This is a genomic window from Streptomyces paludis (genome assembly GCF_003344965.1).
Taxonomy (GTDB): Bacteria; Actinomycetota; Actinomycetes; order Streptomycetales; family Streptomycetaceae; genus Streptomyces; species Streptomyces paludis.
The window spans coordinates 5,591,429-5,605,174 of sequence record NZ_CP031194.1; the positions used below are offsets into that span (position 1 = coordinate 5,591,429).

General features: G+C 71.1%; 11 protein-coding genes. 6 read left to right on the forward strand and 5 right to left on the reverse strand.

Going from position 1 to position 13,746, the window contains the following annotated elements:
* Positions 1-92: 92 nt before the first annotated feature.
* The 4 genes from DVK44_RS24770 (at position 93) to DVK44_RS24790 (ending at position 4,358) form a co-directional block, all read left to right on the forward strand.
* Positions 93-1,076, forward strand: a complete 984-nt coding sequence (locus DVK44_RS24770; RefSeq protein WP_114661941.1) for a tetratricopeptide repeat protein — start codon at positions 93-95, stop codon at positions 1,074-1,076.
* Between the two features lie 666 nt (positions 1,077-1,742).
* Positions 1,743-2,372 carry a DUF6230 family protein gene (locus DVK44_RS24780; protein ID WP_114661942.1) on the forward strand — a complete coding sequence of 210 codons (630 nt, stop codon included), beginning with the start codon at positions 1,743-1,745 and terminating at the stop codon, positions 2,370-2,372.
* A gap of 104 nt (positions 2,373-2,476) precedes the next feature.
* Positions 2,477-3,025 (forward strand): DUF6114 domain-containing protein, encoded by a 549-nt coding sequence (locus tag DVK44_RS24785; protein WP_114661944.1) that lies wholly within the window; start codon positions 2,477-2,479, stop codon positions 3,023-3,025.
* Positions 3,015-4,358, forward strand: a complete 1,344-nt coding sequence (locus DVK44_RS24790; RefSeq protein ID WP_114661946.1) for a hypothetical protein — start codon at positions 3,015-3,017, stop codon at positions 4,356-4,358. Before DVK44_RS24785 ends, DVK44_RS24790 begins: the two co-directional genes overlap by 11 nt.
* A gap of 118 nt (positions 4,359-4,476) precedes the next feature.
* Here the strand turns inward: DVK44_RS24790 and pyk are convergent, their stop codons facing one another.
* The 3 genes from pyk to pta form a co-directional block, all read right to left on the reverse strand.
* Positions 4,477-5,907 carry a pyruvate kinase gene (pyk, locus tag DVK44_RS24795; protein WP_114665416.1) on the reverse strand — a complete coding sequence of 477 codons (1,431 nt, stop codon included), beginning with the start codon at positions 5,905-5,907 and terminating at the stop codon, positions 4,477-4,479.
* A 74-nt stretch (positions 5,908-5,981) separates the two neighbouring features.
* A complete protein-coding gene (locus tag DVK44_RS24800; protein WP_114661948.1) occupies positions 5,982-7,226 on the reverse strand; it encodes an acetate kinase in 1,245 nt (414 codons plus the stop codon).
* Positions 7,227-7,267: 41 nt separating this feature from the next.
* On the reverse strand, positions 7,268-9,349 hold the full coding sequence (gene pta, locus DVK44_RS24805; RefSeq protein ID WP_114661956.1) for a phosphate acetyltransferase: 2,082 nt from the start codon (positions 9,347-9,349) through the stop codon (positions 7,268-7,270).
* A 375-nt stretch (positions 9,350-9,724) separates the two neighbouring features.
* Between pta and DVK44_RS24810 the strand changes: the two genes are divergently transcribed.
* Positions 9,725-10,750, forward strand: a complete 1,026-nt coding sequence (locus DVK44_RS24810; protein ID WP_114661958.1) for an ATP-dependent 6-phosphofructokinase — start codon at positions 9,725-9,727, stop codon at positions 10,748-10,750.
* A 116-nt stretch (positions 10,751-10,866) separates the two neighbouring features.
* Positions 10,867-11,295 (forward strand): hypothetical protein, encoded by a 429-nt coding sequence (locus tag DVK44_RS24815; RefSeq protein ID WP_228447360.1) that lies wholly within the window; start codon positions 10,867-10,869, stop codon positions 11,293-11,295.
* Between the two features lie 57 nt (positions 11,296-11,352).
* On the opposite strand, the gene DVK44_RS24820 is transcribed toward DVK44_RS24815, so the two are convergent.
* On the reverse strand, positions 11,353-12,054 hold the full coding sequence (locus DVK44_RS24820) for a response regulator (RefSeq protein WP_114661962.1): 702 nt from the start codon (positions 12,052-12,054) through the stop codon (positions 11,353-11,355).
* Positions 12,051-13,682 (reverse strand): sensor histidine kinase, encoded by a 1,632-nt coding sequence (locus tag DVK44_RS24825; RefSeq protein WP_114661963.1) that lies wholly within the window; start codon positions 13,680-13,682, stop codon positions 12,051-12,053. Before DVK44_RS24825 ends, DVK44_RS24820 begins: the two co-directional genes overlap by 4 nt.
* Positions 13,683-13,746: the final 64 nt, after the last annotated feature.

Consider the following 13,746-nt stretch of genomic DNA (forward strand, 5'->3'; position numbering starts at 1 on the left):
TAAGCCGGTGTTCGGCCCGTGCCGGGTCCGGGCCGGCCGGTGGCGCGCGGACCGCTTTTCTCAAGCGAGCGCGGAGGGGGGAGGATGTACTCATGCAGCCTAGGAACATGTCCATGAGCGGCGTCGTCGACCTCGCCGCGGTGAAGGCGGCCGGTGAGGCCAAGGCGAAGGCGGAGCAGGCCCGTGCCGAGGCGGCCCGCACGGGCGGTGCCGCCGCCGTACCCCCGTCCAGCCTGGTGATCGACGTCGATGAGGCGGGCTTCGAGCGCGATGTCCTCCAGCGGTCCACCGAGGTCCCGGTCGTCATCGACTTCTGGGCCGAGTGGTGCGAGCCGTGCAAGCAGCTGAGCCCCGTACTGGAGCGGCTGGCGCGGGAGTACGCCGGCCGTTTCGTCCTCGCCAAGATCGATGTCGACGCCAACCAGATGCTGATGCAGCAGTTCGGGATCCAGGGCATCCCCGCGGTCTTCGCGGTGGTGGCCGGCCAGGCGCTGCCGCTCTTCCAGGGCGCGGCGCCCGAGGCCCAGATCCGGGCCACACTCGATCAGTTGATCCAGGTCGGTGAGGAGCGCTTCGGCCTCACCGGGATCGCGGTCGACGCGGACGCGGGCGAGGCGGACGGCGGTTCGGAGCCCGTGCCGGCGCCCGTACCGGAAGGTCCTTACGACGCGCTGCTGTCCGCGGCCGTGGACGCGCTGGACGCCAACGACTTCGCCGGCGCCTCGGCGGCGTACCGCGAGGTGCTCTCCGCCGACCCCGGCAACACGGAGGCCAAGCTCGGCCTCGCCCAGGCCGAACTCCTCGCGCGCGTCCAGGGCTTGGACCCGGTGGCGGTACGGAAGGACGGCGCCGAGCGGCCGGACGATGTCGCGGCGCAGTTCGCCGCCGCCGATCTCGACCTGGTCGGCGGACATGTGGAGGACGCCTTCGGCCGGCTGGTCGAGGTCGTGCGCCGGACGTTCGGGGACGACCGGGAGGCGGCGCGGGTACGGCTGCTGGAGCTGTTCGAGGTCATCGGCGGTGACGATCCCCGGGTGACCGCGGCGCGTTCGGCGCTGGCGCGGGTGCTCTTCTAGGCGCGGCGAGGTTCTCGGACCGGACCCGTCGGGCGCTGCGGATCTTCGCATCGCTAGGGTGTCGGTCGCGCCGGTCTTGCCGGCGCCGCCGGATCCGTGGCTCCAGCACGGGTCTGGCGAAGTCATACCGGCAGCGGCCGTTTTTGCCAAAACTTGGCAAACGCGGCTGCTGTTACTCGCAGTAAATCAACTCCCCAGTTCTGTCCCGCTATGGGCGACCTTCACCGCTTGTGTCGCACCGGCCGGCGGCACCCTGTGTGGCGGCGTGATGCCAACGGGTCGCCGGCCGGTTATCGGGCCGTTACTAGCCAGTAACGAACCCCCTTGTGTCATCGGCGTGAATGCACCACGATCAGCGACGCTCGGTCCAGTTCCGCACCGGCACGACAGCCTGTCGCGCCCGTCGGATCCGGTGCCCCACCGAGTGGTCCGGCGGCAGTGCCGCCGGTCCGGACAGGGGGGTTCCCGCCGTACTGGCGGGGCCTGTCCAGAGGTTGCGCGAACGCGTGGCCCAGTGGTTGTCGCTCGGGGGTGATCGCCAGTGCTTCGGAACGCGGTCAGCGCCTCCGGAACGGGCGCTCTCCTTCCCGAGGACGTAGCACTTCTCCCATCCCGGGACCGGTTTCCACCCGATCCGGAGATGTACGTCCGAGAAGGAGGACATTCATGGAGTCCCAAGTTCGTGGCGGGACCAGATGGAAGCGGTTCGCCGTAGTCATGGTGCCCAGCGTGGCCGCGACGGCCGCGATAGGCGTATCACTGGCACAGGGGGCGCTGGCGGCGTCCTTCAGTGTGTCGGGTCAGAACTTCAAGGTCACCGCGGCGAAGCTGGTCGGCCACGACTTCGTCCAGTACGGAGCCGTCGCCGAGGGGGTCGACGCCAAGGGCGACAGGGCGGCCCACCCGGTCGCGGTCTCCGGATTCAAGTCGGCCGAGATCACCTCGATGTGCCAGTCGGTGGTCACCCCGGTGCCGATACTCGGTACGAGCGTGACGCTGGTGCTCAACGCCGGTAACAAGGGCAAGAACATCACCGCCGACAACCTGTACCTCGACGTCGAGTCCCTTGAGGGCGACGCGGTCTTCGAGGACATCAACATCGGTATCGCGGCGGGTTCGAACAAGCTCTACAAGGGTTCGGACGCGGGCAAGTTCGGCTTCGGTCAGGAGTCGAGAGTCGCCACGCTGACCAAGGTGAAGCAGACCGCGTGGGCCACCACGGCGGGCACCTTCCGGCTTCCCGACCTGAACCTCTCGCTCAAGGTCGGTGACCCGAAGAAGTACGAGTGCTATTAGGCGCTCGCGGTGGGCGGGCCGAAGAGTCCTCGGACCACTCGGCCCGCCCGGCCCCGCCTTCCGACCGTAATACCGCTTACCGTTTTACCAGGGAGCTGTTTTCCATGAGCGCCGAGTCCACAGGTTCCCGCGGATTCTCCTACTGGCGGCTCCGGTTCCGAGCCTGGCGGGGTACCCGGCCGTTCTGGGCGGGGCTGTTCACTCTTCTCGGCGGGCTGCCGATCGCCTACTTTCCCTACGCACAGCTGCAACTCGGCAACCTCACGCTGGCCATGTCCACCACGGCCGGCGCCGGTTCGCTGATCATCGGTGTCCTGCTGGTGACACTGGGGCTGACGATGTGGTTCCAGAGCGTCGTCCGCGTCTTCGCGGGAGTCGCCGCGATCCTGCTGGCGCTCGTGTCGATCCCGGTCTCCAATATCGGCGGCTTCCTGCTGGGCTTCCTGCTCGCCCTGGTCGGCGGAGCGCTCTCCATCTCCTGGATGCCCGGCACACCCGTGGAGCCGGACTCCGAGCACGGCACCCCCCACGACGAGCTGGACCCAGACGGGCCCGGCGCCTCGTACCTTCCCGGTCCGCGCGACAGGGAGAGCCTGAACGTGACGGATACGACGACTGCTCAAGCCAACGGCGGGAGGAACAGTGCGGGGTGACGACGCGCAGCGCAGCGCGGCCGGAGGCGATGCCACCCGGGTGAAGAAAGGGCCGCGGCACGCGGCCCCCAGAAAGTCGCTCCTGACCAAGCTCCAGATACCCGCGGGCAAGGCGATGGCCCTGGCGGCGATGCCCACGGCGGTCATGGTGGGCATGGGCCTCACGCCCCGGCTCGCGATGGCCGACGACAAGGAGATCCCCTTCGCGCCCGGACCGTGTGTGACGCGCTCGGACGAGCCGGACGCCTCGGCGTCCTCCAGCCCCGCTCCCACGCCGACGTCCACCTCCTCGGCGTCTCCCACCTCTTCTCCCACGGCTCCCACGTCCAGTCCCGCTCCGCCCTCGTCCTCCGCCGCGCCGTCGCCGTCCGCCTCGGCACCGGACCCGGACGAGGACAGGGAGCAGGCCCCGCTGCCGTCCGGATCGGCGGACGCTTCGGCGCCGCCCGAGCCCGAGCCGACCGCCTCGTCGGACAATCCGCTCGACCCGCTGGGACTCGGGGTCGCGCTGAACGGACTCCTCGGCGGTGGCGAGGCCGAGGACAGCAGCGGTACGGAGGCCATCGCCCCGGCGGCGGAGAAGAGGAAGGAGTCCGCCGCCGAGGAGTCCGCCGAGGAGTCCGCCGCCGAGGACGCCAAGAAGGCCGACGATGCCGCCGCCAAGGCCGCCGAGGACGCGATCAGGAAGGCGGCGGAGAGGGTCGGCGCCACCGTCGAGGAACTGGCCGAGGAGGCCAAGGGACTCGGCACCCGCGCCGACGACGACATCCCGGCCGCCGCCACCGGCACCTCGACGGCCGGCACCACGGCCGGCGCCACGGGGACGGGCACCACCTCCGGCAAGGAGCCCTTCCCCTGCCCCACCCCCGACCCGGCCGCCCTGGCCGCCGCCGAGCGCGAGCGGGGCATCCCGCTGCTGCCCGACGAACCCTGGCAGCTCGACAGCAGTCTGCTCACGCTCAGCGGCCTGTACTACCACGGCATCGTCGAGGTCAGGACGGGCGGCGGCAAGACCAAGAAGGCGCTCAAGTTCACCGCGACCTCGCTCGACATCAAGGACCTGCACCAGACCGCCGGCTATCCGCTCGGCATGACGGCCCATGTCCAGGGACGTACCGGCTCCACCTCCACGATCCGCGGTGGCGAGGTGACGATGTACACGGAGGAGCTGAAGGGCAATCTCTACGGCATCATCCCCGTCACCTTCAGCCCGGCGACCCCGCCGCCGCTGAACCTCCCCTTCGTCTTCTTCACCCAGGCGCATGTGATCCAGGCCGGCCAGTTCGGCGGCACCCTCACCATCCCCGGCCTCCGGAACTACCTCACCGGCTGAGGACCCGGCGGCGGCGTCACCGCCCGGCCCGCGAGAAACGGGACGGCCCGTACCTCCCCGGCGAGGGTGGTACGGGCCGTCCCGCGCGCGCGTTCCGTGTACGGGAAGCGCGGCGGGGTCAGGCGCGGTCCTTGCCGCCCAGGTGGTGGACGCGGACCATGTTCGTCGTACCGGGGACTCCGGGCGGGGAGCCGGCGGTGATGATCATCGAGTCGCCCTCGCCGTACCGCTGGAGCTTGAGCAGCTCCTCGTCGACCAGGTCGACCATCGCGTCCGTGCTGTCCACCAGCGGCACCACGAACGGCTCCACGCCCCAGCTCAGCGCGAGCTGGTTGCGGGTCGACTCGTCGGTGGTGAAGGCCAGGATCGGCTGGGCCGCGCGGTAGCGGGAGAGCCGGCGGGCCGTGTCGCCGGACTGGGTGAAGGCGACCAGCGCCTTGGCGCTCAGGAAGTCCGCGATCTCGCAGGCGGCGCGGGCGACCGAACCGCCCTGCGTACGCGGCTTCTTGCCCGGGACCAGCGGCTGGAGGCCCTTGGCGAGCAGTTCCTCCTCGGCCGCGACCACGATCTTCGACATCGTCTTGACGGTCTCGATCGGGTACGCGCCGACCGACGACTCGGCGGAGAGCATGACCGCGTCCGCGCCGTCCAGGATCGCGTTCGCGACGTCGGACGCCTCGGCGCGGGTCGGCCGGGAGTTGGTGATCATCGACTCCATCATCTGGGTCGCCACGATCACCGGCTTGGCGTTGCGGCGGCACAGCTCGATCAGCCGCTTCTGGACCATCGGGACCTTTTCGAGCGGATACTCGACGGCCAGGTCACCGCGGGCCACCATGACGCTGTCGAAGGCCGCGACGACGGCCTCCATGTTCGCCACCGCCTGCGGCTTCTCGACCTTGGCGATGACGGGGACCCGGCGGCCCTCCTCGTCCATGATCTTGTGGACGTCCAGCACGTCGTGCGCGTCGCGGACGAAGGAGAGCGCGACCATGTCGGCGCCCATCCGCAGCCCGAAGCGCAGGTCCTCGATGTCCTTCTCGGACAGGGCCGGGACATTGACCGCCGCGCCCGGCAGGTTGATGCCCTTGTGGTCGGAGATCACCCCGCCCTCGATGACGATGGACCGGACCCGGGGGCCCTCGACCGCGACGACGCGCAACTCGACGTTGCCGTCGTTGATCAGGATCTGGTCGCCCTTGGAGACATCGCCGGGCAGACCCTTGTAGGTGGTGCCGCAGATCGACTTGTCGCCGGGGACATCCTCGGTGGTGATGGTGAACTCGTCACCGCGGACCAGCTCGACGGGTCCCTCGGCGAAGGTCTCCAGACGGATCTTGGGGCCCTGGAGGTCCACGAGCACGCCGATGGCGCGGCCGGTGTCGGCCGCCGCCTTCCGGACGCGGTGGTACCGCTCCTCGTGCTCCGAGTGGCTTCCGTGGCTCATGTTGAGCCGGGCCACGTTCATGCCGGCCTCGATGAGCGACTTCAGCTGCTCGTAGGAGTCGACGGCGGGGCCCAGTGTGCAGACGATTTTGGAACGGCGCATGAGGCGCATCCTATCGGTTTGTTTCCGTGCGGAATTTTCCGTCTGGTGGAAAGTACAAATGGGCGGGGTGCCGCTCAGGCGATAGGTGTTCGAACGTCGCCCACGAGTGCGAAGGTCTGCTGCGCGATCTCCAGCTCCTCATCGGTCGGTACGACGGCCACCACCACCCGGGAGTCCGCCGGCGAGATGACCCGCGGCTCGTCGGAACGTACGGCATTGAGCCCCGCGTCCACCGCCAGGCCCAGCGTTTCCAGCCCCGCCACGGCAGCTTCCCGTACCGGCGCCGCGTTCTCGCCCACACCCGCCGTGAAGACCACCGCGTCCACCCGCCCGAGCACCGCGCTGTACGCGCCGATGTACTTCCGCAGCCGGTGGATATAGATGTCGAACGCCAGCCGCGCCGCCGGGTCGCCCTCGTCCACCCGGCGGCGGATCTCGCGCATGTCGTTGTCCCCGCAGAGGCCGACCAGACCGCTCTTCTTGTTCAGAAGTTCATCGATCTCGTCCACGGACATCCCGGCCACCCGCTTGAGATGGAACGTCACCGCCGGATCGATGTCCCCCGACCGCGTCCCCATCACCAGCCCCTCCAGCGGGGTCAGCCCCATCGACGTGTCCACACAGCGCCCGCCCTCGACGGCCGACGCCGACGCGCCGTTGCCCAGATGCAGCACGATCACATTGACCTCGGACGGGTCCTTGCCCAGCAGCTCGGCCGTCCGGCGCGAGACATACGCGTGCGACGTGCCGTGGAAGCCGTAACGCCGGATCCGGTGCGCGTCCGCCGTCGCCACATCGATCGCGTACCGGGCCGCGTGCTCCGGCATCGTCGTGTGGAACGCCGTGTCGAAGACCGCGACCTGCGGCAGATCGGGGCGCAGCGCCTGCGCGGTACGGATCCCGGTCAGGTTCGCCGGGTTGTGCAGCGGCGCCACCGGCACCAGCCGCTCGATCTCGGCCAGCACCTCGTCGTCCACCACGGTCGGCTCGCTGAACCGCAGCCCGCCGTGGACCACCCGGTGGCCGATCGCCGCCAGCTCGGGGGAGTCGAGACCGAGCCCGTCGCGCGCCAGCTCGGCGGCGACCGCCTCCAGCGCCGCCGCGTGGTCGGCGATCGGCTCCGTACGCTCACGCTTCTTGCCGGCGGTCGCGGCGTCCGGGCCCGCGAGCGGGGTGTGCACCAGCCGCGACGACGCCTCGCCGATGCGCTCGACCAGCCCGGCCGCGAGCCGGGCGCCGTCCCGCATGTCCAGCAGCTGGTACTTCACCGACGAGGAACCGGAGTTGAGGACGAGGACACGGGTGGCATGCGAAGTCACTGGCTGCTTGCTCTCTGCTGAGGTGGGTGGGAGGGCGGCCGTCACGCGGACTCGCCCTGCGCCTGGATCGCGGTGATCGCGACCGTGTTGACGATGTCCTGCACCAAGGCGCCGCGCGACAGGTCGTTGACCGGCTTCCGCAGCCCCTGGAGCACCGGGCCCACGGCCACGGCGTTGGCCGAGCGCTGCACGGCCTTGTAGGTGTTGTTACCGGTGTTCAGGTCCGGGAAGATCAGCACGGTCGCCTGCCCGGCGACCTCCGAGTCCGGCAGCTTCGTCGCGGCCACCGACGGCTCCACGGCCGCGTCGTACTGGATCGGGCCCTCGATCCGCAGATCCGGCCGGGCCGCCCGCACCCGCTCGGTCGCCTCACGCACCTTGTCGACGTCCGCGCCCGAGCCCGAGGTACCGGTCGAGTACGAGAGCATCGCGATCCGCGGCTCCACCCCGAAGCGCGCGGCGGTCGCGGCGGACTGCACGGCGATGTCGGCGAGCTGCTCCGCGTCCGGATCCGGGTTGACCGCGCAGTCCCCGTACACCAGCACCTTCTCGGCGAGGCACATGAAGAAGACCGACGAGACGATCGACGCGTCCGCCCGCGTCTTGATGATCTCGAACGCCGGACGGATCGTCGCGGCCGTCGAGTGGACCGAGCCCGACACCATGCCGTCGGCCAGGCCCTCCTCCACCATCAGCGTGCCGAAGTAGTTCGCGTCCGCCACCACGTCGTACGCCAGCTCCACCGTCACGCCCTTGTGCGCGCGCAGCTTCGCGTACCGCTCGGCGAAGCCCTGGCGCAGCTCGGAGACGGCCGGGTCGATCAGCTGGGTCGTGGACGACGACAGATCGATACCGAGATCCGCCGCCTTCTTACGGATGACATCGGTGTTCCCGAGCAGCGTCAGATCGCACACATCGCGGCGCAGCAGCACATCGGCGGCGCGCAGCACCCGCTCCTCGGTGCCCTCGGGCAGCACCACCCGGCGCCGGTGCGCCCGCGCCTGCTCCAGCAGCTCGTGCTCGAACATCATCGGGGTCACCCGGCCGCTGCGCGCCACCGAGAGCCGTCCCAGCAGCACCGCGGTGTCCACGTACCGCTCGAAGAGACCGAGCGCCGTCTCCGCCTTGCGCGGGGTCGCCGCGTTCAACTTCCCTTCCATCCCGAGGAGTTCGGTCGCGGTCGGGAAGGAGCGGCCCGGTACGGAGATGACCGGCGTACCCGGTGCGAGCCGCGCGGCCAGCGTGAGCACCGCGTCGTCCGGCCGTTCGTCCAGCGTCAGCAGGACGCCCGCGATGGGCGGCGTACCGGCGGAGTGCGCGGCCAGCGCGCCCACCACGAGATCGGCCCGGTCGCCGGGGGTGACCACCATGCAGCCGGGGGTCAGCGCGTTCAGGAAGTTCGGCAGCATCGCCCCGCCGAAGACGAAGTCCAGCGCGTCCCTGGCCAGCCCCGAATCGTCACCGAGCAGCACCGTGCCGCCCAGCGTCTGGGTGATCTGCGCGACGGTCGGGGCGGCCAGCGCCGGCTCGTCGGGCAGCACGTAGCAGTCCACCGGGAGCTGCGCCGAGAGCCGCTCGGCGATCGCCGTACGGTCCTCGGCGGCGACCCGGTTGACGACCATGGCCAGCACCTCGCAGCCCAGCACCTCGTAGGCGCGGTGGGCGTTGCGGGTCTCGGCCCGTACGGACTCGGCGGGCTGGCCCTTGCCGCCCACCACGGCTATGACGGAGGCGCCGAACTCGTTCGCCAGCCGCGCGTTCAGCGACAGCTCGTCGGGCAGCTGCGTCGCCGCGAAGTCCGTCCCGAGCACGAGCACCACCTCGTACTCCCGCGCCACCCGGTGGAACCGCTCCACCAGCCGCGACACCAGCTCGTCGGTGCCCCGCTCGGCCTGGAGCGCGGACGCCTCGTGGTAGTCCAGCCCGTACACCGTCGCCGGATCCTGCGACAGCCGGTAGCGGGCGCGCAGCAGATCGAAGAGCCGGTCGGGACCGTCGTGCACCAGCGGACGGAAGACCCCCACCCGGTCCACCTGGCGGGTCAGCAGCTCCATGACCCCCAGCTCCACGACCTGCCGGCCGTCCCCGCGGTCGATCCCGGTCACGTACACGCTGCGCGTCACGTGTGCACTCCTGTCCCTGCTCGTGGGACATCGCACGACGGGACCGGGGCGACGGGGGTCCCCCGCGGCCCGGTGGCCCGTGGGATGTCCCGCATCTGATGAACGACGAATCCCGTGAGGGTGGCAATGCGCGGCAAAGCGCGCCAATGCCCCCTTGACAATACCTCCGGAGATAGTTAATGCGCCCGGGGAGTGGGCAGGGGAACGGGACGGAGGACCGACAAGTGGCCGGGGTCACGCCCGGAGGGAAGCGTGGGAGGATCGGAGCCGGCGTACGGGCGGGGCGCAGACCCCGGCGGCCCGTACCCGCCGACACCCGTACGTGCACACTGGCGAGCACGAGCGAGCACACGAGCGAGCAGGAGACACAGCACGATGCGTATCGGAGTTCTCACGGCAGGCGGCGACTGCCCCGGCCTGAACGCGGTGATCCGCTCGGTCGTGCATCGCGCCATGACCGGGCACGGAGACGAAGTCGTCGGCTTCGAGGACGGTTTCAAGGGCCTCCTCGACGGCCACTTCCGCCCGCTCGACCTCGACGCCGTCAGCGGCATCCTCGCGCGCGGCGGCACGATCCTCGGCTCGGCCCGGCTGGAGCGCGGGCGGCTGCGCGAAGCCGCCGAGAACTGCGCGGAGCTGGCCCACCGGTACGGGATAGACGCGCTCATCCCGATCGGCGGCGAGGGCACGCTGACCGCCGCGCGGCTCCTCTCCGACGCCGGAATGCCCGTGGTGGGCGTCCCGAAGACCATCGACAACGATATCTACTCCACCGACCGCACGTTCGGATTCGACACCGCGGTCACCGTCGCGACCGAGGCCATCGACCGCCTCAAGACCACCGCCGAGTCCCACCAGCGCGTAATGGTCGTCGAGGTCATGGGCCGGCACGCGGGCTGGATCGCGCTGGAGTCCGGCATGGCCGGCGGCGCGCACGGCATCTGTCTGCCGGAGCGGCCCTTCGAGGTCGAGAGCCTCGTCAAGATGGTCGAGGAGCGCTTCTCCCGCGGCAAGAAGTTCGCCGTCATCTGCGTCGCCGAGGGCGCGCACCCGGCGCCGGGCTCCATGGAGTACGGCAAGGGCGAGATCGACCAGTTCGGCCACGAGCGCTTCCGGGGCATCGGCAACGTCCTCGCGGCGGAGCTGGAGCGCCGCCTCGGCAAGGAGGCCAGGCCGGTCATCCTCGGCCACGTCCAGCGCGGCGGCACCCCGACGGCGTACGACCGCGTCCTCGCGACCCGCTTCGGCTGGCACGCGGTGGAGGCGGCGCACCGGGGCGAGTTCGGGCGGATGACGGCGCTGCGGGGCACGGCGATCGAGATGGTGCCGCTGGCCGAGGCCGTGACGCAGCTGAAGACGGTGCCGGAGGACCGGATGTTCGAGGCGGAGTCGGTCTTCTGAGGCGGGTGCTTTTTACTCTCTGAGGCGGGCGCTTCCGGGGCGGATGTCTCGATCCGACCACGAAGCGCCCCTCGGGGAACGCCCGCTCACCGGCCCGCGTCCTCGGAGGTATGACGGTGTATGAAGATCCTTTCGAGAGCGACAGCGAGGAGGTACGGCCCGGCCCGCTGTGGCGCCACGCGCTGTGGGCGGTCGGGATGGCCGTGGCCGGCGTGGGCCTGGGATGGGCCGGCGCGCTGTTCCGTATCGGACCCGAGGAGTACGGGCTGCCCGCCGCCGCGCCCGGACCCGTCTGGGGCTATCTCGCCGCCTGGACCGTGATCGGGCTGACGGCGGCAGCCGTGCTGCGGGCCGCCGCGGCCCGGGTCCCCGTCTACGCCCCGGGGCGGGTCGCGCTGGGCCTCACCCTCATGGGCACGCGCCTCTCGCTGGGCTGGCGGCCGGAGCCGCCCGCGCTCGGCGCCCTGGCCGCGGTGGTGCTGGTGGCGGCGGTGTTCTGGAGCGCGTTCGCGCTGCGCGGGGAGCTGCGGCCGGCCCGGCGGTGACGCCTCAGCGGGCCGCGGGAGCCGGTGATGCTCCGCGACCGCTGGAGTCGGCCCTGCTCAGCGGGCCGCGGGCAGCCAGCGGTACTGGAGTTCCGGGCGGCCCACCTGGCCGTACTGCGGGCTGCGGGCCGCGCGGCCGTTGGTGACCAGGTGTTCCAGATAGCGGCGCGCCGTGATGCGGGAGATACCGACCCGGCTGCCGGCCTCGGCCGCCGTCAGCCCGCCGGCCGCGTCGCGCAGGGTACGGGTGACCGCCTCCAGCGTCGGCGCGCTCAGCCCTTTCGGCAGGGAGGACGGCTGCGGGGCACGCAGCGCGCCCAGGGCACGGTCCACCTCCTCCTGCCCGCTCGCCTCGCCCGCCGCACCGCGGAACTCCGCGTAGCGGTCGAGCCGGTCGCGCAGGGTCGCGAAGGTGAAGGGCTTCAGCACGTACTGGACGACGCCCAGCGACACCCCCTCCCGTACGACCGCGAGATCCCGCGCCGAGGTGACGGCGATGACATCCGCCTGGTGCCCGGCCGCGCGCAGGCTGCGCAGCAGCTGGAGGCCGTGGCCGTCGGGGAGATAGAGGTCGAGCAGGATCAGATCGATCTCCGTACGGTCCAGCAGCCGGCCCGCCTCGACGCGCGAGTGCGCCACACCCGCCACGGTGAAGCCCTTGACCCGGCCCACGTACAGCTGGTGCGCGTCGGCCGCGACCGGGTCGTCCTCGACGACCAGGACCCGGATGGCCGGCCCGGTGGGACGCACCGCGTTCATGAGGACACCTCGGCGGTGGCGGTACGGCCCGTACGGTCGCCCAGTGGCAGCCGTACGACGAACTCGGCACCGCCCGGCGGTTCCTGATCGCGCGTCAACTCCACTGTCCCGTGCGCCCGGTGGACCGCCTGCCGGACCAGGGCGAGGCCCAGACCGCGCCCCGGCCCCCGGGTCGACCAGCCGCGCAGGAAGACCTCCTCCCGGTCGCCCGGGTCGACGCCGGCCCCCGTGTCCCGTACGGCCAGGAGCAGTTCACCGCCGTCCGCCAGCGCCGTCACGGTGACCCGCGCGCCCTCACCGCCCTGCGCCGCGTCCACCGCGTTGTCGATGAGATTGCCGAGGATGGTGACCAGATCGCGCGCGGGCAGGGTCGGCGGCAGCACACCGTCGTCGATCCGGCTGTCCTCGGCCAGCACCAGCTCCACCCCGCGTTCGTTCGCCTGCGCCGCCTTGCCCAGCAGCAGTGCGGCCAGGACCGGTTCACCGACCGCGCCCACCACCCGGTCGGTGAGGTCCTGGGCCAGCTCCAGTTCGGCCGTCGCGAACTCCACCGCCTCCGCCACCCGGCCCAGCTCGATCAGCGAGACCACCGTGTGCAGCCGGTTGGCCGCCTCGTGCGCCTGCGAGCGCAGGGCCTGGGTGAAGCCGCGCTCCGAGTCCAACTCGCCCGACAATGCCTGAAGTTCGGTGTGGTCGCGCAGGGTGATCACCGTACCGCGCCGCTCACCGCCGACCACCGGGCGGGTGTTCACGACCACGATCCGGTCATCGGTCATATGCACCTCGTCCACCCGCGGCTCGGAGGCGAGCAGCGCCCCGGTGAGCGGTGCGGGCAGGCCGAGCTCGGCGACCGGCCGGCCCACCGCGGACTCGTCGAGGCCGAGCAGCTCCCGGCCGCCGTCGTTCATGAGGGCGATCCTGCGCGCGCCGTCGAGCATCAGCAACCCCTCGCGCACGGCGTGCAGCGCGGCCTGGTGGTAGTCGTGCATCCGGCTCAGCTCCGCCGCGTTCATCCCATGGGTGTGCCGGCGCAGCCGCGCGTTGATCACGTACGTACCGAGCCCGCCGAGCACCAGCGCCGCGCCCGAGGCCAGCGCCAGCACCTTGACCTGCTGGGTCACCTCGGTCGAGATCCGGTCCACGGTGATCCCCACGCTGACCAGCCCGATGATCCGGCCGCCGGCCGCCGGGTCCTTGATCGGGGTCACCGCCCGGACGGACGGCCCGAGGGTGCCGGTGTACGTCTCGGTGAACGTCTTGCCGCGCAGCGCGGGGTCCCGGCGGCCCAGGAAGCGCATACCGATCTGGGCCGGGTCGGGGTGCGTCCAGCGGATCCCCTCCGGATTCATGATCGTGATGAAGTCGATGCCGGTGTCGTGCCGGACCTGTTCCGCGTACGGCTGGAGTTCGGCACTCGGATCCGGAGTGTGGATCGCCTCCCGCACGGAAGGCGAGTCGGCCAGCGCGTGCGCCGTGGCCAGCACCTGCTTGCGCGCGGTGTCGTCCGTGTGCGCGCGCCCGGTGACATACGCGAACACCCCACAGCCCGCGACGACGGCCGCGACCAGCACGACCTGCATGGCGAAGAGCTGTGTGGCGAGAGAACGGGGACGGTGCGGCAGGTGCATGAAACAAGAATGCCTGGCCTGATTCACATGAACGAAATGAACGTAAGGGTGACCGGCGTCACAG